A 23,136-nucleotide genomic window follows, 5' to 3' on the forward strand; every position below is an offset into this window, starting at 1 on the left:
GGTGGGGCCCGGTGGGTGAGAGAGGGTCCGCTGGTGGGGCTCGTTAGGTGAGAGAGGGTCCGCTGGTGGGGCCCGTTAGGTGAGGGGGGTTCGCCGGGGAGACGAGGTCAGGCGGCCGTGTGAAGCCCGTCGAAGGCCATGGTGATGACATCGTCTGCGAGCTTTTCCGGGGATAGCGAGCCCCCGGGCTTGTACCACTCCACGATCGAGTTGATGGTGCCGAACAGCAGTCGCGTGACGGTGCGGGGATCGATGTCCTGGCGGAGCGAGCCGTCCTCACGGGCGGCCGAGATCAACTCGGCCACCCTGTGGTCGAACGCGCGGCGGCGTTCCAGGGCATTCCGCTCGATTTCCGTGTTGCCCCGAAGACGCAGCAGGAGCGTGACGAACGGCAGCCTGTCCACCAGCACAGCGATGGTCTGCCGCAGCACGAACTCAAGCCGCGCATCGGCGGGCCCGGAGGTAGCCGAAGGCTCTTCCAGAATCGCTTCCAGGCCGCCCAGCGCGTGGTCCAGGGCGAGCTTCAGCAGATCGCCCTTGGACGGCACATGGTGGTAGATGGCTGACTTCGAGATCCCGAGGTTTTCAGCCAGGATGCCCATGGACGTTGCGTCGTACCCGTGGCGGTTGAAGACGTCGACGGCGATGCGGAGCACCGACTGCTGGTCGTAACCGGGCCGTCCGCGCTTGGTGGTGGTCTCAGTAGGCATGCTGGCATTTTCTCACGATCTCACCCAAGGTCAGCCCTTGGGGCGCATGTCGTATATGCGGCGGAGCTTGCCGTTGGAGCGCTCAAGCGAACCCGGCTCCACAACATCAACAACACAAGAGGACCCCACGTGAATCTTGATCTGCTCGCGCAAGGTGTGTGCCGCCGTCGTACCTGCCTCGGGGGACACCGCCTCGCGCCGCTCAATACGAACGGTCAGCGAGTCCATGCGTTTGCCTTCGGGCCGGGTGATTTCGAGCTGGAAGTGCGGGCTCAGCTCGGGGATGCGGAGGGCGATCTCCTCGATCTGTGACGGGAAGAGGTTCACGCCGCGGAGGATGATCATGTCGTCACTGCGGCCGGTGATGCGTCCCATGCGGCGGTGCGCGGGGCGCGCGGTTCCGGGCAGCAGGCGCGTGAGGTCCTTGGTGCGGTAGCGGATGATGGGCAGCGCTTCCTTGGTCAACGACGTGAAGACGAGTTCGCCGGGTTCGCCGTCGGCCAGGACCGTGGAGTGATCGAAGGGGTCGATGATCTCGGGGCGGAAGTGGTCCTCCCAGATGTGGCAGCCGTCCTGCGTCTCCACCGCTTCGCCAGCGACGCCCGGGCCCATGACTTCGGAGAGTCCGTAGATGTCCGAGGCCTTGATGTTCATGGTGGTTTCGAGCTCGTGGCGCATTTCTTCGGTCCACGGCTCGGCCCCCAGGACGGCGTACTTGAGCGAGGTGGACCTGGGGTCGATGCCCTGGTGCTGCATGGCATCGGCGATGGTGAGCAAGTACGTGGGCGTGGCCAGAATGGCGTCCGGCTTGAAGTCCTGGATGAGCTGGATCTGGCGTTCGGTCTGGCCGCCGGAGATGGGGATGACCGTGCAGCCAAGTGCTTCAGCGCCTGCATGCGCGCCGAGGCCGCCGGTGAACAGGCCGTAGCCGTAAGCGTTGTGGACTTTCATGCCGGGGCGGACGCCGGAGGCGCGGAAGGAGCGGGCCACCAGGGTTGCCCAGTTGGCGAGGTCGTTCTTGGTGTAGCCCACCACCGTGGGGCGCCCGGTGGTGCCGGAGCTGGCATGGATGCGCGCCACCTGGTCCTGCGGGACGGCGAACATGCCGAACGGGTATTCCAGGCGGAGGTCCTCTTTGGTGGTGTAGGGGAACTTTCCGAGGTCGCTCAACTCGCGGAGGTCGGAGGGGTGTACGCCGATTTCATCGAACTTGCGCTTGTAGAGCGGCACGCGATCGTAGGCGTAAGCAACGGTGTGCTGGAGGCGGGTGAGCTGGAGTGCTTCCAGTTCGTCGCGGGAGATGGTTTCTTCGCGGTCCAGCACAGGGGCGCTGGCCTGGGAGGTGGCGGGCGCTGCCACGGTGTTCTGAGTCATCAGTTTCCTACTTCTTGGAGATGGTGCGGCTGCGGCCACGGAACTCTGCAATGAGTTCGCCGGGCTCGGTGTCGGGGGCGGCATCGGCATTGGCCGCATAGATCTGGATGTCATACAGGCCGCTTCGGCCGGTACTCGCGCGGCGGTTTGCGACGGCGGTGATCACCTGGCCCTGGAACGCCGGCTTGATGAAGTTGATGTCGACGCCGGAGGCCACCGTGATGTTGGCGGCTTGCTTGGGCGTGGGGTTGGCCGGGTTGCAGGCCAAGGCGAAGGCGGTGTCTCCGAAGGCGAAGATCATTCCGCCGTGGGCCATGCCGAAACCGTTGAGCATCTCCTGGCGGAGGTGCATGCGGATGGTGGCGTGGCCGTCGTCGAGCTTGAGGACCTCGATGCCCATCCATTCGGACGCGTAATCGTTCGTCAGGATGTGGTGCGATGCACCGGAGAGGGTTGTTTCAACCATGCGTCATTGCCTCCAGCTTTATTTACCGAATGTTCATTAGGTAATCCCAGATCGCGCCACGTGTCAAGACTGGGCCACGAATCGGCCGTACCTAGTAGCCTCGATGTCATGCCCGAAATTGAGCTTCCCATCATCACCGATCGACTCATCCTGCGCCGCTTCGAGGCCGAGGACCTCGATCGCTTCCACGGCTATCAGTCCCTGCCCGAAACTGCCCGCTTCCTGTTGCGCAATGAGCTGACCAGGACCAAGTCCATGGAGGTCCTGGGCCGGTACGCGAACTTCGAGTTCAAACAAGAGGGGGACTGGGTTTGCCTGGCCATTGAACGCAAAGACCAGCCCGGCCTCATGGGCGAGGTTGTGCTGAAGTGGCTGGAGGGCACAGGGCAAGCCGAGGTGGGCTGGATACTCCATCCTGACGCCCAGGGCCACGGCATCGCCACGGAAGCGGCGGAAGCCGTGCTGCGGCTGGCGTTCGAGACACTGTCCTTCCACCGGGTGGACGCCAAACTGGATGCCCTCAACGAAGGCTCGGCAGGGATTGCCAAGCGGCTGGGCATGCGGTTGGAGGCCACTTTGGTGGATAACTGGCACTACAAAGGGCAGTGGGCCAGCGAGTGCATCTACGCCATTCTGGACTCGGAATGGCGCACGCGGCACCACCCGTGGACGCGGACCATCAGCTGACAGGCCACGTCTTGTGGTGCTTCAGCTGCTCCGTGAGCTGCTCTTCGGGCAGTGGCCGGCTGAAGTAGTAACCCTGTCCGCTGGTACAGCCGATGCTGAGGAGATATTCGGCCTGCTCAACGGTTTCAATGCCCTCCCATACGGCCGCCAGACCGCACGCACGGATCAGTTGCAGCACAGCAGCCAGCAGCGCGGGCTGTGACGGGTCGCTGCCCAAGGCGGAGAGCAGCGTCCGGTCCACTTTGACGGTGTCCACGGGCAGCTGGCGGAGATAGCTGATGGAGGAGTAGCCGGTGCCGAAGTCGTCAATTTCCAGTCCCACCCCCAGGCGGCGCAGGCTGTTGAGCGTGTAGCGGTCCAGGTCGTTGCCCAGAATGACCGCGCTTTCGGTCAGCTCCAGGACCAGCAGCGAGGGGTCAAGCCCGGCTGAGGCCAGGGCCTCCCGCACATCTTCGATGAATTCAAGACGCTGCAGGTCCGCGGCTGATACGTTGATGCGCATGCTGAAGTCGTGGCCCGCCGTCAGGGGGTCGGTGCGCCATTGCTTCAACTGCTCGACGGCGGTGCGGAGCACCCAGCCGCCCAGCTCTGAGATCATGCCGGTTTCCTCGGCGATGGGAATGAACTCGTCCGGCATGATCAGTCCCCGGGTGGGGTGATTCCAACGGACCAAGGCCTCCACGCCTTCAATTCCGCGGGTATCCAGCCGGATGATGGGCTGGTAGTAGAGCACCAGTTGGGATCCGGCTATTGCCTCTTTGAGCTCGCCCACCAGTTGGTTCCGCATCTGCCTCGCATGCAGCATGGCCGGCTCAAACACCTTGAGCTTGCCGCGTCCGTCAGCCTTGGACTCGTACATGGCAATGTCCGCTTCCATCATCAGCTCCTCGGCGCGATGCCCGGGATCGGCCATCCTGAGGCCCATGCTGGCCCCGCAGCGGAGATGCTGGCCCTCAACCTCCATGACGCTCACTACGGCAGCTAGGATGCGGTTGCCAATGGAAGCGGCCACTGCAGGGGTCACGTCGGGGATGAGCACGGCGAATTCATCCCCACCCATGCGGGCCACCATGTCCTGTTCCCTGACCGCGCCGCTGATCCGGTTGGCCACGGTCTCCAGGACTTTGTCCCCGATGGTGTGGCCCAGGGAGTCGTTGATGGCCTTGAAACCGTCCATGTCCAGCAGGAGGATGGCTGCCCGCCCGCCTGTCACTCCGCCGGCCTGGGCCTCGCTGAGGGCGGAGGCAAAAGCTGAGCGGTTGTTCAAACCCGTCAGGGGATCCGTCATTGCCATGTGCTGCATCGCCAAATGGGCTTCGTTGAGCTGTTGGGTCCGGGCCTGCACCCGTTGTTCCAACTCTTCGTAGACAATCTGGAGGTCCTCGGCCAGGAGGTTGGTCCCCATGATCACAGCATCAATTTCGTCGCGCGCGTCCGAAACTTCGATCCTGGTGTTGAGGTCGCCGGCGGCCAGCCTGACGATACCTTCCAGCAGCAAACCCAGGCGGGGATCGTTGCCGGAGTACATTTTTCCTTCGGACATGCTCACTCCCCGTGTGGCCGGCCTCGTTGTGGATCGGTATGGAGCAGATGCTGCCGGACTGCCGCGCTGCGGTCAGGCAATGCTGCTTGATCGAACAGGCTTGATGCTTCCTCGAAGGTGGCCAGTGCATCATCGCGCCTGCCGGACTCAAGCAACGTTCGGGCCAAGAGGAAATGTGCCTCCGCGGAGGTTTGCGTCGCCAAAATTGAGGATCGGGCGCAGAGCGGTTCAAGGATTCCGGTGGCTTGTTCCATATCGCCGCTGAGAAAATACCAATGTGCGCGGACCAAGGACATTTCCAGATGGTCGCGTTCTGAGCCGCCCACAATGTCCGTGGCGAGTTCGGCCCTTTCAATGCAGCGGAGGGTAGCGGCGTCGCTGAGTTTCGCCTGAAGCCGCATTTCCGCGGAAGCCCGGTTGAAACGCGCCCACAAATCAACGTCCTTTGACGGTGACAGCCGTTCGGCAGCGAGATCGTGATAACGCCCGCCGTCAGCAACCCGATCGGCAAGGAAAGCAACGTTGCCAATCACCCAATAGCCCTTTCCGGCAGTGTCTTCATCCACGTCGTCGGTCAGGAGGGTTTCCAGCACCAAGCACTCACGCCAGGCGTCGTCCAGGAGCCGGCTTTCAGCCAAGGCCGCGATCAGTGCACGCTGGGCAAGGATCTGGACGTAGAGCAGGTCGGCGTCGCGGGCCGCCAGTTTGGCAGCGTCGGCGGCCATGGCTGCTGCCTCGGCGAGGCGGCCCAGCCCTTGGAACGCAATGGCAACCATGGTTCCTGCCTTGGCCCCCAGCTCCGGCGAAGAGGAGGTAAGGCTGTGATCGTTCAGCTCGAAGGCCAGGCTGAGGTACTCCTCGATCCGGCCCTGGTCCCGGAGGCATTCGGCCTGCAGGTACCGCATGTTCCACCATGCTTCTTCGTCCCCGGCCGCCGTGGCGAGCTGTGCGGCCTCTCCTGCCAAGCGGAAGGCTTCATCGAAGTCCCGTTCCTTCCATTTGGCGCGTGCCGTGAGACCGGCAACAAGGTGGGATGCGAGATGGGGACTTTGCATGTGCCCATTATCCATGTCATTGCGGAAGAAAAGCTCGTATAGTTTGCACCGTGACTTTATTCAAGTCACACTCAACAAATTCGCATCAGTACGAAAGGGCATAGCGGATGAAAAAATTTGCGGCAACCCTGCTCATGGCGGCGGTTCTGGCAGTAACGGGATTCGCTGCTCCGGCTAATGCCGAGCCTTCGCAGGACAGCACGGCAATCGGTTGGTGGCCTAACAGCGTCACTTCCACAAAGACGAACACCACCAGCATCGGTTGGTGGCCGAACTAAACATTGGGGGAGTGCCTCTCGAGGCCATATGACGTAAATTGATGCCCTGGGCCGCTGCCCGGGGCATCAGTTTTTGTTTCGCCGGATGTCGCGCATTAGTGACCGCAGACCACATGTCCGGACGCCCGCTTGACACAACTGTCACAGGGGCAGGGGACGCAGAGGACATGGGTGCGGGAGCTCAGGTACAGCGGCATGCACACACCCGCGTGCCCACTACGGTCCGCCCACCGGCAGCTCTACGGACACCGTCGTCCCGGATCCCAACGTGGAGTCCAGCAGGAGGCGGCCCATGTGGCGGCTGATGATGTCGTGGGCTATTGCGAGTCCCAGGCCACTGCCGGGAACCGCAGCGGACGTGGCGTTGGAGGCACGGTAGAAGCGGGTGAAGATATGAGGCAGATCGTGCTCGGGGATGCCCAGGCCATTGTCCGCGACCCGCACCAGGGCCAGGCCGCCATGCTCGGAGGATGACACGGAGCTGGTGATGCCCACGCGGCCACCCTCGGGCGTGAACTTGATGGCGTTGGCCACGATGTTGGTGAACACCTGTTCCAGTTTTGCTTCGTCAGCGGTGACTTCGATGTCCTCGGTTCCTTCGGTAACGGACACGGAGACATGGCGGGAATCTGCCAACGGGCGGAGAGTGGCCACCACCACGTGGAGGAGTTTGGCGATATCCACCGGTTTGAGGTCCAGGTTGCTGCCGTCCTGCATGGAAACGGTGAGCATGTCCTCGATGAGCTTGCGGAGGCGGGTGGAATTCCGGGCGATCACATCAAGCATTTTGCCAATGCCTTCCGGGACCGGGCCCCCGGAACCATCCTGGATCATGTCCAGGTATGCCGTGATGGACGTCAGGGGCGTCCGAAGTTCGTGGTTCACGGTTGCCAGGAAGTCGGTTTTTGCCTTGTCCAACTGCCGTAGCTGGTGCAGGACGCGCTGCTGTGCGCTGATGAGGTGGCCTTGGATGAGGCCGTGGGCCACGTTGCCGGCCACATGCTGCATCAGAGCGATCTCCGGCCGGGTCCAGTCATGTGGCTCACGCACGGTGCTCAGGAGAATGATTCCCATGGCGGATGCGCCTTCGCCCACCGGGAGGAGCACCGTGGACACAGGATGGAGTTCGTGGGACCACGTGCGCAGTTCCCGGGCAATGATGGAATCGGGATCGTCTCTATGGTCTGTGACGGCCAGGACGTCAGCTTCGGCCCATAGCTTGTTGGCCACATCCGCGATGATGTTCTCGCTGTCGCCGAGCCGGGCAGGAAGCATCGGTAAGCCGGGGGCATTCCATTGCGCGCGGATGCTCGGGACGCGTTCGTCACGGAACGTAGCGAACCAGACGTGGTCCACACCCAGGGCCTGACCAAACCCACGGACCACGTGGTCTGCGATGAGTTGGGGCTCGTTGGTTTCCCGGACTGCGGCCGAGACGTTCCTGAGGCTTTCCCGGAGTGCTTCAATCTCGCTGCGGGAGCGTGCACGCTCCTTGGCGCGCCCGATCAGCGTTTCAACACGGTGAACAAGCTCGCCGGGCCGCACAGGACTGAGGACGTAGTCGGCTATACGCCAGGACTCCACTTCCTTAAGGTCCACACAATCCTGTGCCTCAAGGATCAACAGCACTGGAACTCCCGGACTGCGGAGCCCATGAGCCAGGGAGCTCTCGGCCACCACCACAGAGGGGCTTTGCTCCTGGACGTGCCGGACCAAGGCCGCGTGGTCCGGAGCCGGGCGCACGGTGAAACCCGCCAAGGCGAGGGCGTCCGAGGTGGCAGCCAGACGGTCCTTGTTTGAATCCGCCACCACGGCAGAGCGGGCATGCTGTATGGCGGCAACGGTCTCGCCCACTGAGCCCCTTCCGTTCCAACGTTCGTTCACGGTGTTTACGTGATGTGGCAACACCCTATCAGCGGGTTTGAGGACAAGGGTGGCCGTGCGTCAAATGGGTTGGATGAGTCGTGGCCCACACCTTTACTTTGGCCCACGGATTAGACAGCCTTGAGGGAATCAGCGACTGGGAGCCGTGTCCGCCTCCCCTGCAGTACCAAAGGCAAGAGGAGCAACGTGGACCACCCAGCAGCACCGCAGGATCATCAGCAAGTGGCGTTCCGGTTGGAACTCGAGGAATCGGGCATCCTTCGGCTGACATGGCCGCGCGGTGCGAGGATCCAGGAACCGGACGCCCAACGGGCCATGGACCGGGTCAACGAGCTCTGTGGCGAGGACCGCCATCCGATGATTGTGGACATGGCCACCACCGACGACGTCACGCGGGGTGCACGGTCCGTGTTCGCGAAGCCATGCCAGGCCAACAGGATCGCCCTCTGGGGATCGTCTCCGGTGGACAGGGTCATTGCCAACTTCTTCCTTGGCATCATGAAGCCTCCGTGCCCTACCAAGTTCTTTACATCTGAAACAGAGGCGTTGGAGTGGCTGGTGGAGGCGTAGGGCCACTTATATTTGGAGAATGTTCTCCGCCCTCAGGAAGTACCTGCTGATCCCGCGCCTCATCAGGCTCTCTTCCGCTGCTCCCAAGGATCCCCGCACAGCGTGGGACCAGTTTTGGGGCAATATCCGCTCCACTGGCGCTACGGGCGATGTCCTGTGGGATTCCGGCAGCGATCACGAACTGAACGGCTACCTCCCCAAGCTGGCGCATTTGGATCCAGCCCTGCCCGTGGTGGACGTGGGGTGCGGAAACGGCAGCTTCACCCGGCTGCTGGCACAGCACTTCCCGCACGCGCTGGGGCTCGACTACTCGGCAAACGCCGTTGACCGTGCACGGCAGGAAGCCGCGGACATCACGACGGCGTCCTTCGCTGTGTGCGACATGACGGCACCTGACGCGGCGCAGACCGTCGCAACGGCTCTCCAGGAGTCAGGCTGGACCGGAGACGCGAACGTGTTCATCCGCGGCGTTCTGCACGTCCTGGATCGCGACGGCCGTTCCGCGTTGGCGGCGAACCTGCTGCCCGTCGTCGGGACGCGCGGAAGCGTGTTCCTGGCAGAAACCAACTTCCCGGGCACGCCCGTGGACTATGTCAGCCATCTTGGAGCCACCCGGAAATCAATCCCAGGACCACTCGAGTGGGCTATTCGTGGGCTGCCGATGCCGGGACGCTTTGGCGCCAAGCAGCGCGCCAAGGCATTCCCGACGGCGGATTGGAACCTTGTGGAGGAAGGCTCAGCGAGCATCGAGACGCGCCCGCTGAGCAATCCCTCGGCCCCGGACGTGATCCCGGGCTACTACGCACTGCTGCGGGCGCGCCAGCCGTCCTGACCGGCTACTTGAGACCGGCGCCAGGGAGCAGTTCCGTGGCACCCACGGAGTCGGCCACGAAGGCATAGTCCCACGCGCGCTCACGCCACTGGACGTACCGGCCCGACGCGCCGCCATGGCCTCCGTCCATCTCGATTTTCATGACGATCGGCTCAGACCCGGTGGCCACGGAACGCAGGGCCTGGACCCACTTGGCGGGTTCAACATACAGCACCCGGGTGTCATTGAAAGAGGTCACTGCGGCGATCTTGGGATAGGCCACCGCCCCCACATTCTCGTACGGCGTATAGGACTTCATGTAGGCATAGGCCTCGGGATCCGTGATCGGGTTGCCCCATTCCTCCCATTCCAAGGCGGACAGCGGGAGCTCGGGATCGAGGATGGTGGTCAGGGCGTCGACGAACGGCACCTGGGCCACCACGGCAGCGTACTTTTCCGGGGCCATGTTGGCGATGGCACCCATGAGCAGGCCACCTGCCGAGCCGCCCATGGCAGCAATACGGGAGGGCGCAACCCAACCTGAGCCTGCCAACCAGTCCGTGGCCGCTATGAAGTCCGTGAACGTGTTCTTCTTGGTGAGCTTCTTGCCGTCCTCGTACCAGTGCCGCCCCAGTTCACCGCCGCCGCGGATGTGGGCAATCACCATGACGATTCCGCGGTCAAGGAGCGACAACCGGGCAACCCCGAAGCCGGGATCCATGCTCACCTCGTAGGAGCCGTACCCATACACGAGCCCGGCAGCCGTACCGTCCTGCTGGACCGAAGCGTGGCGCAGCACGGACAACGGGACCCTGGTGCCGTCGTCGGCCGTTGCCCATTCACGGGTGGCGACGTAGTCCGTGGAGGAGTAGCCGCCCAATACGGGGCTTTCCTTGCGGAGCAACAGCTGGCCGTCAGGAAGGTCGGCGGTGGGCAGGACGAAGTCGTAGACGCGTGACGGCGTGAAGTAGGACGTGTAGCCCATACGGATCACGGGGGCCTCGTAATCCGAGCCGGAAACGCCGGCAGTGTAGAGCTCTTCAGCAAAGGCGGGCTCAACGGGTGCGCCCTGATCGGCAGTGCCAAGGCCTGCCAGCGGAAGGACCTGCACGCGCTCAATGGTGTCCTTGCGGACGGAGATGACAAGGTGCGTGGACGTTACCCCTGCACCGTTGACCCGCACGTCGTCTGAATGCCCGACGACGGTGCGCCAGTGCTGCTCAGCCAGCGGCTTGGTGAGTTCGGCCGGGTCCACCAGGCTCACCATCGAGTTGATGGCGTCCTTGTTGTGGGTCAGCAGCAGGGTCTCCCGGCCGTCCAGGAGGAAGGGCTCGGCCTCGTAGAGAACGTGGTGGTCGCGGGAGATGACCGTGCTGAGCCCGGCCTCGTAGTCATCGAAGCGGAGCAGCCGGGTTTCGCTGAACTCCGAGCAGCCGATGCTGAGCACCAGGTGGCGGCGGTCGGAGGCGAGGTCGAAACCGAGCCACATGGCGACGTCGTCCTCTTGGTAAAGAACCTCATCCTCAGTGACGGGTGTGCCCAGGACGTGGGCCTTTACCTGGTACGGGCGCCATGAATCGTCCACCACGGTGTAGAAGAGACGGGTGCCGTCAGGGGAGAAGGCCACCCCATAGAAGATGTCCTCGATGATGTCCGGGAGAAGTTCGCCGGTGCGCAGGTCCTTGATCCGGAGAGTGAAGCGCTCGTCCCCGGAGTTGTCCACAGCGTAGGCATAGAGGTTGCCGTCCACGGTTACTGCAGCGCCGCCTACGCTGAAGAATGGCTGGCCCTCGGCTTCGATGTTGCCGTCAAGGAGCACCTGCTCACCGGGAAGGTCCACGCCGGCTTCCACAGCAGGAGGAGTCCAGTCCGCCACAGGGTCGCCAGTGTTCCGGGCCACGACGCGGCACTGGATGCTGTACTCCTTGCCCTCCACTGAACGGTTGTAATACCACCAGCCGTCCTTGCGGTTGGGCACTGACAGGTCCGTCTCCTGGGTGCGGCCCTTGATCTCCTGGAACATCGCCTCGCGCAACGGTTCCTGATGCGCTGTAACGGCTTCCTGGTAGCTGTTTTCCGCCTTGAGATGTGCCACGACCTCGGCGGACTCCTTGTCCCTGAGCCATTCGTAGTTGTCCACGAAGACGTCGCCATGGTGCTCGCGGCGAGTGGGAACCCGCTTGGCGACTGGGGGCTGGACTGCTGATTCCGGAGTAGCGGCAGGGGCCGAAGATGTGTGGCTCATGGGGCAACTCTATAGACGGGCTCTGACAGGCAACCAGTGATTTCGCTCAGAGCGCCGGGAGACTTCCCCGTCAGTCGGATCCGTGGGGGAGGGCGTTTGCCAGGGTCACCCGGTTCCGGCCTGAAGCCTTCGCGGCATACAGGGCAAGATCGGCCTCGCGCAGGAGTTGCTCAGTCCCGGCGCGGTGCCCCTCGGTGGAAGCAGAGACTCCGGCGCTGATGGTCAGAACACCGTCGGGGTCACCGGAGTGTTCGATCCTCAAGGAGTGCACAGCGGACCGGACACGTTCCACCACCACCCCCGCAGTGGCCGCGGACTCCTCCTTGAGGACCAACAGGAATTCTTCGCCGCCAAAGCGGTACACGGCGTCCGTCCTCCGGACCTCGCGCGCCAACGTGGTTGCAATGGCCACCAACGCGGCGTCGCCGGCCTGGTGCCCGTAGATGTCGTTGTAGCTCTTGAAATTGTCCACATCCACCATCGCCAGGCAGTAATTGTGGTCTGTGCGGTTATGCAAAGCGCCCAGGTCCTCGGTGAGCTTCAGACGGTTGTGCAGCTTGGTCAGGGGGTCCGTGCGGGCTTCCTCTGTCAGGGCAGAGCGGTAACGGGCCAGGTCCGCATGCAAGGACGTGATCCGCTGGGCAGCCAGGAGGCGGATATGCAGGTTGAAGGGATCCAATGGCTTGGTGACGTAATCGTCCGCCCCGGCCTCCATGCCTGCCAGGACATCCTTTCGCGATCCGTGGGAGGTCACCAGGATGATGTAGGTGTAACTGTCATCCTCGGCCGCCCGGATGGTGCGGCAAAGGTCCAGACCGTTGAGGCCGGGCATCATCAGGTCGGTCACTACAGCCTCGGGCTGGTGCTCAAGGTAGAGCTGCCACGCAGAGTCGCCGTCCACTGCCACGATGCATTCGTGGCCTGATTGTTCAACGGCGGCCTTGGTGATCATCCGGGAGATCTGGTCGTCGTCGGCGATCAGGACTTTCATGAAGCTCCTAAAAGAGTGCGTTCGAGGGCCAGGTCCACACGGGCGAGTTCGGCCTGCAACTGGGCCAACACAGGGGTGGCGAGTTCGTCCCAGCCCGGGCTTGCTTCGCCACCAAGCCGTTCCAAATCCTTGCACAGGGCGGCGGCACCCACCGCGCCAATGTTCGATGCCGCGCCGGCGAGTTTATGCCCGGCTGCTCCCAGGGCCGGGCCCTGTCCGGAGTTCAATGCGGTGCGCAGCGATTCCAAGGCCAGCTGCGCTTCTTGCCGGAAAGCCCGGATAGCTTCCGGGAGCAGCCCCAGGCCGTCCGCCGGTCCAAGTTCGCGGAGGATCTGCAGCCTCGCGGAGTCCAGGACGCTGGCGTCTGCGGCTTCGGCGTCCGTATCAGCCAAGCCCACACCAACAGCGTCCGACCCAACCGCGTCCGACGGCGGCGCTTCCGCAACTTGTGGCCCGACGCCATCTGCCGCTGGGTCCGCAAAGCTGCCATCCGTCGTCGGGGTTTGCCGTTGTTCCGGAACCCAGCGTCCAAGTACTGCGCCGAGTGTTGCCAGGTCCACGGGCTTGCTGATGTAGTCGTCCATGCCGGCAGCGAAGCAGCGCTCGCGGTCCTCGTTCAGTGCGCCGGCGGTCATGGCGATGATGGGAATGCGGGCCCCATGGCCATTGCGGGCACGGATGGCGCGGGTTGCGTCAAAGCCGTCCATCACCGGCATGTGGCAGTCCATCAGCACGGCCGCGTAGCCTCCGGACAGGGCCGCTGCTACCGCCTGGGCGCCGTCGTCCACGATGTCCACGTCGTAGCCCAGACGGTTGGCCATGCCCCGCGCCACCAGTTGGTTGACTTCATTGTCCTCGGCCACCAGGAGCTTCCCGATCCGTTGCACTGGATCTTCCGGCGCAAGGATGGCAGGGTGCGCCGCGGGGGAGGTAACCCCTGAGGTCCTGGTGGCCATGAGGCGCAGCAGACGGTTGTAGAACTCGGAGCTGCGGACGGGCTTGGTGAGGTACTCGCGGATTCCGGCCGCGGCCAGATCGCCCTTGTCCACCATCATGGTGGAGGTCAGCAGGATGATGCCCGGCGCGCCCGAGCCATTGCTTTCGCTCTTGATGTGCCGCGCGAGTTCCAGTCCGTCGGTATCAGGCATGCACATGTCCACCACCGCAATGTCATAGGGGTGGTGCTCCACAGCAGCGGCGCGGTACTCGTCCAGGGCGTCCGCGGCATTGGCGACAGCTACCGGCAGCATCCCCCAGCTGGCCAGTTGGGTTTCCAGCACGAGGCGGTTGGTGGCGTTGTCGTCCACCACCAGCACCTTGCGTCCAGCGAGTGTGGCAGGGAGCGTGGCGGTGTCTGATGCGGGCGGGCCAACCGGCAGATCCAGCACGAACCAGAACTTGCTGCCAACTCCGGGCTGGCTGTCCAGGCCGATTTCACCGCCCATGACCTCGGTGAGGCGCCGTGAGATGGCCAAGCCAAGCCCTGTACCTCCGTAGCGCCGGGTGGTGGAGGCGTCCGCTTGGGCGAATGATTCGAACAGGCGGTGGTGGTCTGCGGCGCTGATGCCGATTCCGGTGTCCCGGACTTCGAACCGCAGGGACGCGTCATCGGAATCCTTGCGGACCACCGAGACCTGGATTTCGACTTCGCCGGCGGGGGTGAACTTGACCGCGTTGGAGGACAGGTTCAGGAGTATTTGCCGGATCCGCCCGGCATCGCCCATCAGTCTTTCCGGTACGTCGGGGTGGCAGTAGGAGATGAGCTCCAGATTCTTGCCCTGGGCGGTTTCCGCAACCAGTCCCGCCACCTCTTCAACCAACGCCCGGGGATCAAACGCATTCACGTCCAGATCCACTTTCCCGGCTTCCAGCTTCGAGAAATCCAGGATGTCATTGATGAGTGTCAGGAGCACCTCGCCGGCCCCTTTGACGCCTTGGGCGTACTGCCGTTGGCCTTCGCTCAGGGGCGTGTCCATCATGAGCGAGGTCAGGCCAATCACGGCGTTGAGGGGAGTCCGGATTTCGTGGCTCATGGTGGCCAGGAACTCGGACTTGAGGCGGCTTGCCTCGAGCGCGGCTTCACGTGCTGCGAGAAGCTCGGACTCCGCTGCCTTTCGTTCGGTGATGTCGCGGGAGATGGTGGCGACGCCGCGGATCCCGGACTCGCCCCGAACGGGGGAGAGGGTGACGGACACCGGGATGTTTACTCCGTCCCTGCGTTGACGTTCAGACTCATAGTTCTGCACGTCTCCGCTGCGGGCCGTACCTTCCAGTGCCAGACGTTCGGTTTCCAGTAGGCTCCGCGGAACGAAGAAGTCGCCCTTCCTGCCAATGGCTTCCGACGCCGGGTAACCGAAGATGCGCTCCGCTCCAGGGTTCCAACTGGTAATCACGCCGTCGGTAGTTTCGCCAATAATGGCATCCCCGGAAGAATTGACGATCGCCCCGAGCCCCTCCAGTTGGGCCGTGCGTTCGGCCACCTTGGATTCAAGTTCCCGGGTGAGCGTCACATTTTCCACCACGATCAGAACCTGCCGCACGATCACAAAAGCCACCACCACCAACCCTGTGATGAGGAGGATGGGATCCTGGCCAATGGGACGGCTGCGGGAGAAGAACACGGCGCTGAACACCGGCAGGTAGGGGAGCAGTTCAAGGGCGGCGGCGTAGGCTCGGCCATCCTTCCGCGTGCTGCCTGTTTCAGGGAGCAGCGGGCTGAGGCCTACCAGGAGGAAGGCGAGCACCCATCCCAAGGCCAAAGGGGATCCAGTGACACCCGAGATGCCTTCGAGGGTGAACCGCATATAGGTCAGGTCAGTAATGGCCAGGATCCAGAAGCCAATTGCCATGCTCAACCAGGGCAGCCTCCTTCCACGGGCCGCACGCATGGTCAGGACGATGATCACCGAGACCATGAAAACGTCCGCGATGGGGTAGGCCATCTGCGTTATCTGGGCGAAGGCGTCCTGATCTGTGACTCCGGCCAAGGGCCCCAGTACGGAGCTCCACGCAATGAAGAAGGTAGCGCTCGCCACCACGCCTGCGTCCAGGATGGTCCGGCGCAGGGAGAGCCGGAGTCCTTGACCGCGCAGCAGCAGCACCAGGCCGATGGAGGTTGGGAGGGCGTACCAAACGAAGCCAACGTCTGCCAAGGATGGGAAGGGGTATTGGTGGTCCAGTGTGATGCCGTTGATGGTCCACACGGTTTGCCCGGCGCTCCAGACTGCCAAGCCCGCCACAATGAACCACCGCCCGGCGGTGTTGTCCTCTCGTCGCCGGGCTGCGATGGCGTGGGTGGTCAGCGCCGTGAGCGCAGCCAAGAGGATCGCCGAGTCACCGGCGAGTTGCGCCGTCGTTGTCCCTGCTCCGCTGGCCAGCCCATAGGCCAGCAGCACCAAGCAGAACCCAACCGGAATCAGAAAGAGGGGCCATCCATGCCGCGCCGACGAGCGCACCGGAAGAACCCCGTGCTTCACTCCTGCCACTGAACCCCTGCCTTCATAAGTGGCCCCACCAAAAGCGAACAACGCGTCGTGACTCTGCGCTGAGGAGAGCATACGCCGAAAAGGCCCGTTGAGTAGCAGATCACGCCGTTTTGACGGTGTTGTCGTCACAGTGTGTTTCCAACAGTCGGGGGTGACCGGCGGAAGACTAGCCCATGCTGATTGGCGCACCAGTCCGGTGGCCGGTTCACTTCTATAGTTGTTGTCAGGGCGATAGCTGCCGCCGGACGGCGGTGTGGACATCTGTGTGGCGTCCCGGATGTCAGGAAAGGTGAGAGGTGTTTGCTCCGAAGTACACCACGCGGTGGCTCTCAGCGTTTCTTGTCGTGTACCTGGTTTCGCTGTCCTTCGTTGTGTTTCTGCCGGCGCGCGAAGCCAGCGACGTCACTGGGTTCGTGGGGGTCATTGCCGGCTGGTTGTCTGCCCTCGGTTTGCCACGCAATGCCGCCGACGTTGGTGTGGAGTTCGTTGCCAACATCGCCCTGTTTGTCCCTTTGGGACTCTTGGTCCGGCTGCTGCGGCCGACGCTGTGGAACTGGTGGCCGGTGGCGCTTCTGGCAGTCGTGTCCTCGGTGGCCATCGAAGTCCTCCAGCTGGTCATACCCGGCCGGGTGACGGCTCTGTCCGACGTCATAGCGAACACCCTTGGAGCACTGGCAGGCCTGGCACTCGCGAAGTGGCTGGCGGCTCTGCGTTCAGTGATTTAGAGGTGCACAGCGCGGCCCAGATACGGCGGCAGTGACGTGCAGTGCGCGATACACGGGCCGCCCTGCGGCGTAGCCCTTCCGACGACGACTGCTGTTGCCCTGCGTGCCGGGTGTCGTAACGTCGGACCAACTGAGCCTGCCCACCGGATGGTTCATTCCGAGTGGAAAGAAGAATCATGGCCCGCCGGATTCCGGGCGCCACGCGCCGTCGTCGTTTCCTTCGATCTCCGTGGATCCACCTGGTGCTGGCGCTGGTGATTGTGTCCTTGGTTCAAGGCTTCGTCGTGAGGGTCTATTCGGTGCCTTCGGGCTCCATGGAGCAGACCCTCAACGTCGGTGACCGGATGCTGGTGAACCGGACTGCCTACGCCGGTGCGGAGCCCAAGCGTGGGGACGTCGTCGTCTTTCGAAAGCCAGCGGACTGGGGGCCCGGGCCCCAACGAGGCGCCCTGCGGACGGCCGTTGGCTGGTTTGGGGACCTGACGGGCATCGGTCCTGGAAACACCGAGTATTTGGTGAAGCGGGTCATTGGGCTGCCGGGGGACACCGTGGAATGCTGCGACGTCACGGGTCACGTCAAAGTCAACGGGGAAACACGTGCGGAACCGTACGTCTTTAGGGATCTGACGTTCGCGGGCGGAGTCATGGACTGCTCGACGGCGGCGAGGTCGCCGCGCTGCTTCGGCCCCCTCATTCTGGGCGAGGACCAGTACCTGTTCCTCGGTGACCACCGCTCCAATTCGGACGACTCCGTTTCAGCCTGCCGGAGGACCCTGGCGCCGGCCGGCTGCGCCAAGACAGCTGCCCGCTCAGACATCATTGGCCGGGTTGAGTGGTTCCTGTTCCCGTTCCACAAGTGGGGAACTGCAGGTTTCCTCCAGGTGCCGGCGCCAAGCTGAACGACCGGTGTTCAGTTTCCCTTTTCCAGGGCGTGTGCAGTCACATAGCTGTCCAGCTGATCTTTGGAGAGCGCAGCTGCAATATCGGAGATCGCAGTCGTGTCTGCCAAGACGATGGACTGACCATCCGCCGATGTCCCTGTGCCAAGGGTCGGAAGGGTAAACATGACGGTGTCCTGGGCCCGGACGTCCTTCATGCCCAAAGCCAGGTTTCCTATCGCCGCGGCATCGAAGCTCTTGTCCACGCTGACGAAGGGGGAAACAGCGGAGACCATGTTGCTGATGGTGACCGGATTGGTCAGCGTTTCGCGGGCGATGACCTTGCTGATGATGGATTTGAGGTAGGCCTGCTGGTTTCGCACGCGCTGGTAGTCTCCATCGCTGAAGGCCTTGCGCTCCCTAACGAAGGCCAGTGCTTCGTCCCCATTGAACGTCTGCTTGCCTGCCTCGTAGACGTGTCCCGCCATGGGGCCGGAGTTGGGTGCGAATGGGATCTTGACGTCAACTTCCACGCCGCCGAGGGCATCGGTGAGCCCCTTGAAGCCTTCGAAATCGATCATGGCCACGTGGTCGATGCGCTGCTGAAAGAGCGACTCCACGGTCTGAACCATCAGGGGGACGCCGCCGTAGGCAAGCGCGGCGTTGATCTTTGATTCTCCCTTTCCGGGGATGTCTATCCAGAGGTCCCGCATCAGGGAAACTGCGTAGACCTTTTTTCTGTCGGCCGGAATGTGGACCAGCATCAGCGTGTCAGCACGTTGATCAGTGGAAGCGTCGGTCTCCACATCGACTTCCGAGGAACCGCGGGTGTCGCTGCCCATCACCAGAATGTTCATGGCCGTGTTCCCGGCAGCCTTCTGCGGGCGCGTTGACTCTTCAGGGAATGCGTTATCGATCTTGGTGGTGCCTGAGTTGAAGGTCTGCGCCAGGTTAAAGACATAGGCACCGGCAACCAGGCCGACAATAAGCACAGCAGCCGCGAAGCCAAGGAGCACATTCCGGGCAGTCTTCTTACCATTCTTGGGAGGGCGTGAAGACGGTTCCGCAGAGGGATTTCGGGATTCTGTCGGGAGCGTCATGTGTTCCTTGGTTTTCGGCGGCTGCAGTGATGGTTTGGCCCAGCATACTGTGGCAATCACCGGTCAAGCTGGGTGCTGCATCAGTTTGATCCATGGAGGAGGCGCGCACATCCCGTTCATGGACAGTCCTGAACAACCCGGGAAGTGGAACTGTCAGCGCTGCGGGGTGAGCTCCTTCGAGTAGAGGACGGCCCCATTGGCGTTGCGGAGGCTTACAGTAAACGTCCCGTCGGTGGCTATGTCCACGTGCCCGAAGTATTGGTTCTCGCCGTCGCGTGGGGACTCGCCGGCGAATCGGCCGGCCTTGGTGAACAGCACCTCCGGTCCAAACGTCCCGTCCATCTCATTCGGACCAAATGATCCAGCGTTGATGGGGCCGGCCACAAACTCCCAGAAGGGGTCGAAATCCGTGAAAGCGGCGCGCTCGGGGGAGTAATGGTGGGCAGCGCAGTAGTGCACGTCCGCGGTGAGCCACACAGTGTTCTTCACCCCGTACTTCTTGAAGGCGCTGAGCACGGCGGCGATCTCCAGCTCACGGCCCAGAGGAGCACCGTGGTCCCGGTTGGCCAGGCTTTCCTGGTTGACAGGGCCATCGGGGACGATGATGCCCAACGGCAGGTCGGCGGCGATCACCTTCCACGTCGCCTTGGACTTGCGCACTTCCTTGATCAGCCAATCCACCTGCTCCTGCCCCAGGATGTTGGTGGCGTAGCTTTCCTTGCCGTCCGTGTTGGGGGACTTGAACGTCCGCATGTCCAGGCAGAAGACGTCCAGCTGCGGGCCGCGCGAAATCTTCCGGTAGATACGCGCGGGTTGGTACCGCCCGGCGTCGAACGTTCCCGGGCGCCACAGTGCCGCTGCGTCGGCGATGGGCATGTTCTCCTGCCAGGCCTGGCGGCCGCGCGCAGCGAGGACATTGACGTTCCGCTCGGTGTAGCGGGGGTCGTCCAGGATCTCGCCGGGGTACCAGTTGTTGGTGGTCTCGTGATCGTCCCACTGTGCAATCACGGGGACCTCGGCAAACATGGCGCGCATGTTGGCGTCCAGGGAGTTGTAGCGGTGCCGGCCACGGTATTCCTTAAGCGTTTCGGCCACTTTGGACACTTCCTCGGTAACGATGTTCCGCCACACCTGGCCGTCCTTTTCCGTGACGGAGGAGGTGATGGGGCCGTCGGCGTAGATGGTGTCGCCGGAGTGGATGAAGAAGTCCGGCTTTGTGGCGTGCATGGCTTTGTACCCGCGCATGCCTCCCAGGTCCTCGTTGATGCCCCAGCCCTGGCCTGCGGTATCGCCGGTCCAGACGAAGGACTGGGAGGACGACGCCGGCCCGCCGCCTCCACGCGCGTCATCAGCGGCGTCGTCCAGCTGACCCTTTGCAGAACCCGCTCCGGGTGCCGTGCTGAACGTACCGTGGACTGCTTCCCCCGCTCCATTCTCGTCCTCGAAGTTCAGTTCCAAGGCGAAGCGAGTACCAGCGGGGAGGCCTTGGGCGTGGATCTTGGCCGTGAAGTCGCTGGCCTCGGTGGCCAAGGGCCCGCGGATGGTGCGACTGAAGCCGTAACGTCCGCGGAGGATTTCGCCGGCGCTGTCTATGGCACGGAGCTGTGCCGTGAGCCGGCCGGGGCTGGACGCGCGGGACCAGAGGACGGCTGAGTCAGTGGTGACATCCCCGGTAGCGATTCCGGTGGGGAGCGTGAGGCGCTTGCGGACCAGGGGGATGGCGGAGGGGGCGGCCGATGCTGGGGCTGCGTTGGCGGCGAGGCTGGTCAGGGCCAATCCGGCCAGGGAGGTCTTAACGAGGGTGCGGCGCGAAAGGTCAGTCATACGTCCACTCTGGTGAGCCTCCGTGAACGGAAAGTGAGGCTGAGGTGAAGGATTCTGCTGGATCATTTTTGTGGGCTTGCACGTCCGCCGCGTGGTGGCGGGGGCGGCTGGCCGGGCAGATTGGAATGATCCAGCAGAATCTGTGCGGCGGCCCAAAAGCTTGACTGAAAACGTCCATTCCGCATATTCTGAACGAACGGTCGGTAATTTATTAGGAGCAACCATGGCATCGCAGAATCTGCAGTCAGTGCCCGCTGAGCTGTCCCCGGAGGAGCAGGAGCGGGAGGCCGCCGGTCAGGCGTATTTTGATCGCATCATTTCGGAGGACTCGCGCATCGAACCGCGCGACTGGATGCCTGCGGCTTACCGCAAGACTTTGCTGCGCCAGATCTCGCAGCACGCACACTCGGAAATCATCGGCATGCAGCCGGAAGCCAACTGGATCACCAGGGCACCGAGCCTGAAGCGCAAGTCCATCCTGATGGCCAAGGTCCAGGACGAAGCGGGCCACGGCCTGTACCTGTACTCCGCGGCCGAGACCCTGGGCCAGTCCCGGGACCAGATGATGGAAGACCTGATTGCCGGCAAGGCCCGGTATTCGTCCATTTTCAACTACCCCACGATTTCCTGGGCAGACATGGGAGCCATCGGCTGGCTTGTTGATGGCGCCGCCATCTGCAACCAGGTGCCCCTGTGCCGTGCATCCTATGGTCCTTACGGCCGCGCAATGGTGCGCATCTGCAAGGAAGAGTCATTCCACCAGCGCCAGGGTTTTGAGATCCTGCTGGAACTGTCCAACGGCACCCCTGCGCAGAAGCAGATGGCCCAGGACGCAGTGAACCGGTGGTACGCGCCGTCGCTGATGATGTTCGGCCCGCCGGATGACGATTCACCCAACTCCAAGCAGTCCATGGCCTGGAACATCAAGCGCTTCAGCAATGACGAGCTGCGCAGCCGGTTCGTCGGCATGATGGTGGAGCAGGTCCGGGTCCTCGGGCTGACGCTCCCTGACAAGGACATCCGTTTCAACGAAGAAACCAAGAAGTGGGAGCACGGACCCCTGGACTGGAACGAGTTCAAGGAAGTCCTGGCCGGCCGCGGCCCCTGCAACTCGCAGCGCGTCGAGCGCCGCCGCGAGGCACACGAAAACGGTGCCTGGGTCCGCGAAGCCGCAGTGGCGTACGCCCGCAAGCAAGCACAGAAAGAGAACGCAGCATAATGGCTCCCCACGGAAACCCGGAAGCACCTGGCAGCGCCGCCAGCCACATCAACCGCGAAGCGCCCAAAGTAGCGGCCACTACGGAACAGCACCAGGAATCCCCGTGGTCCCTTTGGGAAGTCTTTGTGCGCTCCAGCCGCGGCCTGTCCCACGTGCACGCAGGTTCCCTGCACGCACCGGATGCCGCCATGGCGCTACGGAACGCGCGGGATCTTTACACCCGCCGCAACGAGGGCGTGTCCATCTGGGTGGTCCCTGCCGAGGCTATTTCCTCCAGCGATCCTGACTCCAAGGGCTCCTTCTTCGAGTCCCCGCAGGGCAAGGATTACCGGCATGCCACGTACTACACCAAGAGCGAAGGCGTGAAGCACCTGTGACTACCAAAGACACTGACTTCGCCATCGAAGGCCACGGCGACATCTCCGTTGGCGTCCATGGAGCCGGTGCGTCCGGCGACGGCTCGGCCAGCGCCACCCGAATCACTCCGGGCAACGCACTGCGGCCCGAGGACATTGCGCTGGAAATCAGCCGCGGCCAGGTCAAGCCCACCGAAGACGTTGCCGAGTTCGCGCTGCGCATCGGCGACGACGGCCTGATCCTCGCCCAGCGCCTGGGCCACTGGATTTCCCGTGCTCCCGAGCTCGAGGAAGACATCGCCCTTGGCAACATTGCGCTGGACCAGCTGGGCCACGCGCGTTCCTTCCTCACGTACGCGGGCGCCGCATGGGACAAGTCCGAAGACGATCTCGCCTACTTCCGCCGTGAGCACGAGTTCCGTTCCGCACACCTGTTTGAGCAGCCCAACGGGGACTTCGCGGTGACCATCGCCCGCCAGTTCATTGTGAGCTTCTACCAATACGAGCTCTACACCAAGCTCATGGGGTCCACGGACGCTACCATCGCAGCCATCTCCGCGAAGGCTGTGAAGGAAGTGGATTACCACCGCGACCACAGTGCCCAGTGGGTCCTGCGTTTGGCCGGCGGCACGGATGAGTCCCGAGCACGAATCATTCAAGGCTTCAAACTGGTGTGGCCGTATGTGGACGAACTCTTCGAAGACGATGAGCTCACTACGCGCCTGGCCGAGGCCGGCGTCGCGGTTCAGCCCTCCAGCCTCCGCGCCGAATTCGACCGCCTTACCGGTGAGATCATGGCTGAGGCTGAACTGGAAGTCCCCGGCGTCCCGCAGTCCCTGGGCGGCGGCCGCAAGGGCAAGCACTCCGAATTCCTGGGCTACATCCTTGCTGAAATGCAGGTCCTGGCCCGCGAGCATCCCGGCGCGAGCTGGTGA

Annotated in this window: 20 protein-coding genes; 9 read left to right on the forward strand and 11 right to left on the reverse strand. The window is 63.3% G+C overall.

Features of this window, described 5'->3' with window-relative positions:
• Positions 1 to 107: 107 nt before the first annotated feature.
• The 3 genes from BLW08_RS16215 to BLW08_RS16225 are packed head-to-tail and all read right to left on the reverse strand — an operon-like array spanning position 108 to position 2,550.
• A complete protein-coding gene (locus BLW08_RS16215) occupies positions 108 to 710 on the reverse strand; it encodes a TetR/AcrR family transcriptional regulator (RefSeq protein ID WP_090816954.1) in 603 nt (200 codons plus the stop codon).
• A 30-nt stretch (positions 711 to 740) separates the two neighbouring features.
• Positions 741 to 2,084, reverse strand: a complete 1,344-nt coding sequence (gene paaK, locus BLW08_RS16220; RefSeq protein ID WP_090816957.1) for a phenylacetate--CoA ligase PaaK — start codon at positions 2,082 to 2,084, stop codon at positions 741 to 743.
• A 7-nt stretch (positions 2,085 to 2,091) separates the two neighbouring features.
• Positions 2,092 to 2,550 carry a hotdog fold thioesterase gene (locus tag BLW08_RS16225; protein WP_090816959.1) on the reverse strand — a complete coding sequence of 153 codons (459 nt, stop codon included), beginning with the start codon at positions 2,548 to 2,550 and terminating at the stop codon, positions 2,092 to 2,094.
• A gap of 108 nt (positions 2,551 to 2,658) precedes the next feature.
• On the opposite strand from BLW08_RS16225, the gene BLW08_RS16230 reads away from it, so the two are divergent.
• A complete protein-coding gene (locus tag BLW08_RS16230) occupies positions 2,659 to 3,237 on the forward strand; it encodes a GNAT family N-acetyltransferase (protein ID WP_090816962.1) in 579 nt (192 codons plus the stop codon).
• Here the strand turns inward: BLW08_RS16230 and BLW08_RS16235 are convergent.
• Together BLW08_RS16235 and BLW08_RS16240 are read right to left on the reverse strand one after the other, a co-directional pair.
• Positions 3,230 to 4,780 (reverse strand): putative bifunctional diguanylate cyclase/phosphodiesterase, encoded by a 1,551-nt coding sequence (locus BLW08_RS16235; protein ID WP_090816965.1) that lies wholly within the window; start codon positions 4,778 to 4,780, stop codon positions 3,230 to 3,232. The two genes, BLW08_RS16230 and BLW08_RS16235, sit on opposite strands and share 8 nt — an antisense overlap.
• Positions 4,781 to 4,782: 2 nt before the next feature.
• On the reverse strand, positions 4,783 to 5,835 hold the full coding sequence (locus BLW08_RS16240) for a hypothetical protein (protein WP_091326411.1): 1,053 nt from the start codon (positions 5,833 to 5,835) through the stop codon (positions 4,783 to 4,785).
• Positions 5,836 to 5,942: 107 nt separating this feature from the next.
• Between BLW08_RS16240 and BLW08_RS23915 the strand changes: the two genes are divergently transcribed.
• Positions 5,943 to 6,113 (forward strand): hypothetical protein, encoded by a 171-nt coding sequence (locus tag BLW08_RS23915; protein WP_175538735.1) that lies wholly within the window; start codon positions 5,943 to 5,945, stop codon positions 6,111 to 6,113.
• A 216-nt stretch (positions 6,114 to 6,329) separates the two neighbouring features.
• On the opposite strand, the gene BLW08_RS16245 is transcribed toward BLW08_RS23915, so the two are convergent.
• Positions 6,330 to 7,967 carry an ATP-binding protein gene (locus BLW08_RS16245; protein WP_091326413.1) on the reverse strand — a complete coding sequence of 546 codons (1,638 nt, stop codon included), beginning with the start codon at positions 7,965 to 7,967 and terminating at the stop codon, positions 6,330 to 6,332.
• Positions 7,968 to 8,183: 216 nt separating this feature from the next.
• On the opposite strand from BLW08_RS16245, the gene BLW08_RS16250 reads away from it, so the two are divergent.
• Both BLW08_RS16250 and BLW08_RS16255 read left to right on the forward strand, forming a co-directional pair.
• Positions 8,184 to 8,567, forward strand: coding sequence for a DUF7793 family protein (locus tag BLW08_RS16250; protein ID WP_090816974.1), 384 nt, complete (start codon positions 8,184 to 8,186; stop codon positions 8,565 to 8,567).
• Positions 8,568 to 8,586: 19 nt separating this feature from the next.
• A complete protein-coding gene (locus tag BLW08_RS16255) occupies positions 8,587 to 9,399 on the forward strand; it encodes a class I SAM-dependent methyltransferase (RefSeq protein ID WP_090816978.1) in 813 nt (270 codons plus the stop codon).
• A gap of 4 nt (positions 9,400 to 9,403) precedes the next feature.
• Here BLW08_RS16255 and BLW08_RS16260 read toward each other — a convergent pair whose 3' ends face one another.
• From BLW08_RS16260 to BLW08_RS16270, 3 genes are all read right to left on the reverse strand, one after another.
• The gene (locus BLW08_RS16260) at positions 9,404 to 11,623 is read right to left on the reverse strand and encodes a S9 family peptidase (protein ID WP_091326415.1); all 2,220 of its coding nucleotides are present in this window, start codon (positions 11,621 to 11,623) and stop codon (positions 9,404 to 9,406) included.
• Positions 11,624 to 11,693: 70 nt separating this feature from the next.
• Positions 11,694 to 12,614 (reverse strand): GGDEF domain-containing protein, encoded by a 921-nt coding sequence (locus BLW08_RS16265; RefSeq protein ID WP_090816984.1) that lies wholly within the window; start codon positions 12,612 to 12,614, stop codon positions 11,694 to 11,696.
• Complete coding sequence (locus tag BLW08_RS16270; protein WP_091326416.1) at positions 12,611 to 16,099, reverse strand: hybrid sensor histidine kinase/response regulator; 3,489 nt, start codon at positions 16,097 to 16,099, stop codon at positions 12,611 to 12,613. The genes BLW08_RS16265 and BLW08_RS16270 overlap by 4 nt, the downstream gene beginning before the upstream one ends.
• A gap of 296 nt (positions 16,100 to 16,395) precedes the next feature.
• Here BLW08_RS16270 and BLW08_RS16275 point away from each other — a divergent pair, with 296 nt between their 5' ends.
• Both BLW08_RS16275 and lepB read left to right on the forward strand, forming a co-directional pair.
• Positions 16,396 to 16,824 (forward strand): VanZ family protein, encoded by a 429-nt coding sequence (locus BLW08_RS16275; protein ID WP_091326418.1) that lies wholly within the window; start codon positions 16,396 to 16,398, stop codon positions 16,822 to 16,824.
• Positions 16,825 to 17,000: 176 nt separating this feature from the next.
• Entirely contained in the window at positions 17,001 to 17,723 is a 723-nt protein-coding gene (gene lepB / locus BLW08_RS16280) for a signal peptidase I (protein WP_091326420.1), read from the forward strand.
• A gap of 11 nt (positions 17,724 to 17,734) precedes the next feature.
• Here lepB and BLW08_RS16285 read toward each other — a convergent pair whose 3' ends face one another.
• Positions 17,735 to 18,802, reverse strand: a complete 1,068-nt coding sequence (locus BLW08_RS16285; protein ID WP_091326421.1) for an LCP family protein — start codon at positions 18,800 to 18,802, stop codon at positions 17,735 to 17,737.
• Between the two features lie 153 nt (positions 18,803 to 18,955).
• Positions 18,956 to 20,626 carry an alkaline phosphatase D family protein gene (locus tag BLW08_RS16290; protein ID WP_091326423.1) on the reverse strand — a complete coding sequence of 557 codons (1,671 nt, stop codon included), beginning with the start codon at positions 20,624 to 20,626 and terminating at the stop codon, positions 18,956 to 18,958.
• Between the two features lie 223 nt (positions 20,627 to 20,849).
• Here BLW08_RS16290 and paaA point away from each other — a divergent pair, with 223 nt between their 5' ends.
• From paaA to paaC, 3 genes are read left to right on the forward strand one after another with little or no spacing between them, the layout of a single operon-like run.
• A complete protein-coding gene (gene paaA, locus BLW08_RS16295; RefSeq protein WP_024817856.1) occupies positions 20,850 to 21,845 on the forward strand; it encodes a 1,2-phenylacetyl-CoA epoxidase subunit PaaA in 996 nt (331 codons plus the stop codon).
• Entirely contained in the window at positions 21,845 to 22,222 is a 378-nt protein-coding gene (gene paaB, locus BLW08_RS16300; RefSeq protein WP_090817001.1) for a 1,2-phenylacetyl-CoA epoxidase subunit PaaB, read from the forward strand. The genes paaA and paaB overlap by 1 nt, the downstream gene beginning before the upstream one ends.
• A complete protein-coding gene (gene paaC / locus BLW08_RS16305) occupies positions 22,219 to 23,136 on the forward strand; it encodes a 1,2-phenylacetyl-CoA epoxidase subunit PaaC (protein WP_091326425.1) in 918 nt (305 codons plus the stop codon). The genes paaB and paaC overlap by 4 nt, the downstream gene beginning before the upstream one ends.

It is taken from the genome of Arthrobacter sp. cf158, assembly GCF_900106835.1.
GTDB lineage: Bacteria > Actinomycetota > Actinomycetes > Actinomycetales > Micrococcaceae > Arthrobacter.

Bases quoted from the DNA above. Each gene is read 5' to 3' on its own strand.
- BLW08_RS16215 (WP_090816954.1), bottom strand. From the start codon at position 710: ATGCCTACTGAGACCACCACCAAGCGCGGACGGCCCGGTTACGACCAG.
- paaK (WP_090816957.1), bottom strand. From the start codon at position 2,084: ATGACTCAGAACACCGTGGCAGCGCCCGCCACCTCCCAGGCCAGCGCC.
- BLW08_RS16225 (WP_090816959.1), bottom strand. From the start codon at position 2,550: ATGGTTGAAACAACCCTCTCCGGTGCATCGCACCACATCCTGACGAAC.
- BLW08_RS16230 (WP_090816962.1), top strand. From the start codon at position 2,659: ATGCCCGAAATTGAGCTTCCCATCATCACCGATCGACTCATCCTGCGC.
- BLW08_RS16235 (WP_090816965.1), bottom strand. From the start codon at position 4,780: ATGTCCGAAGGAAAAATGTACTCCGGCAACGATCCCCGCCTGGGTTTG.
- BLW08_RS16240 (WP_091326411.1), bottom strand. From the start codon at position 5,835: ATGCAAAGTCCCCATCTCGCATCCCACCTTGTTGCCGGTCTCACGGCA.
- BLW08_RS23915 (WP_175538735.1), top strand. From the start codon at position 5,943: ATGAAAAAATTTGCGGCAACCCTGCTCATGGCGGCGGTTCTGGCAGTA.
- BLW08_RS16255 (WP_090816978.1), top strand. From the start codon at position 8,587: ATGTTCTCCGCCCTCAGGAAGTACCTGCTGATCCCGCGCCTCATCAGG.
- BLW08_RS16260 (WP_091326415.1), bottom strand. From the start codon at position 11,623: ATGAGCCACACATCTTCGGCCCCTGCCGCTACTCCGGAATCAGCAGTC.
- BLW08_RS16265 (WP_090816984.1), bottom strand. From the start codon at position 12,614: ATGAAAGTCCTGATCGCCGACGACGACCAGATCTCCCGGATGATCACC.
- lepB (WP_091326420.1), top strand. From the start codon at position 17,001: ATGGCCCGCCGGATTCCGGGCGCCACGCGCCGTCGTCGTTTCCTTCGA.
- BLW08_RS16285 (WP_091326421.1), bottom strand. From the start codon at position 18,802: ATGACGCTCCCGACAGAATCCCGAAATCCCTCTGCGGAACCGTCTTCA.
- BLW08_RS16290 (WP_091326423.1), bottom strand. From the start codon at position 20,626: ATGACTGACCTTTCGCGCCGCACCCTCGTTAAGACCTCCCTGGCCGGA.
- paaA (WP_024817856.1), top strand. From the start codon at position 20,850: ATGGCATCGCAGAATCTGCAGTCAGTGCCCGCTGAGCTGTCCCCGGAG.
- paaB (WP_090817001.1), top strand. From the start codon at position 21,845: ATGGCTCCCCACGGAAACCCGGAAGCACCTGGCAGCGCCGCCAGCCAC.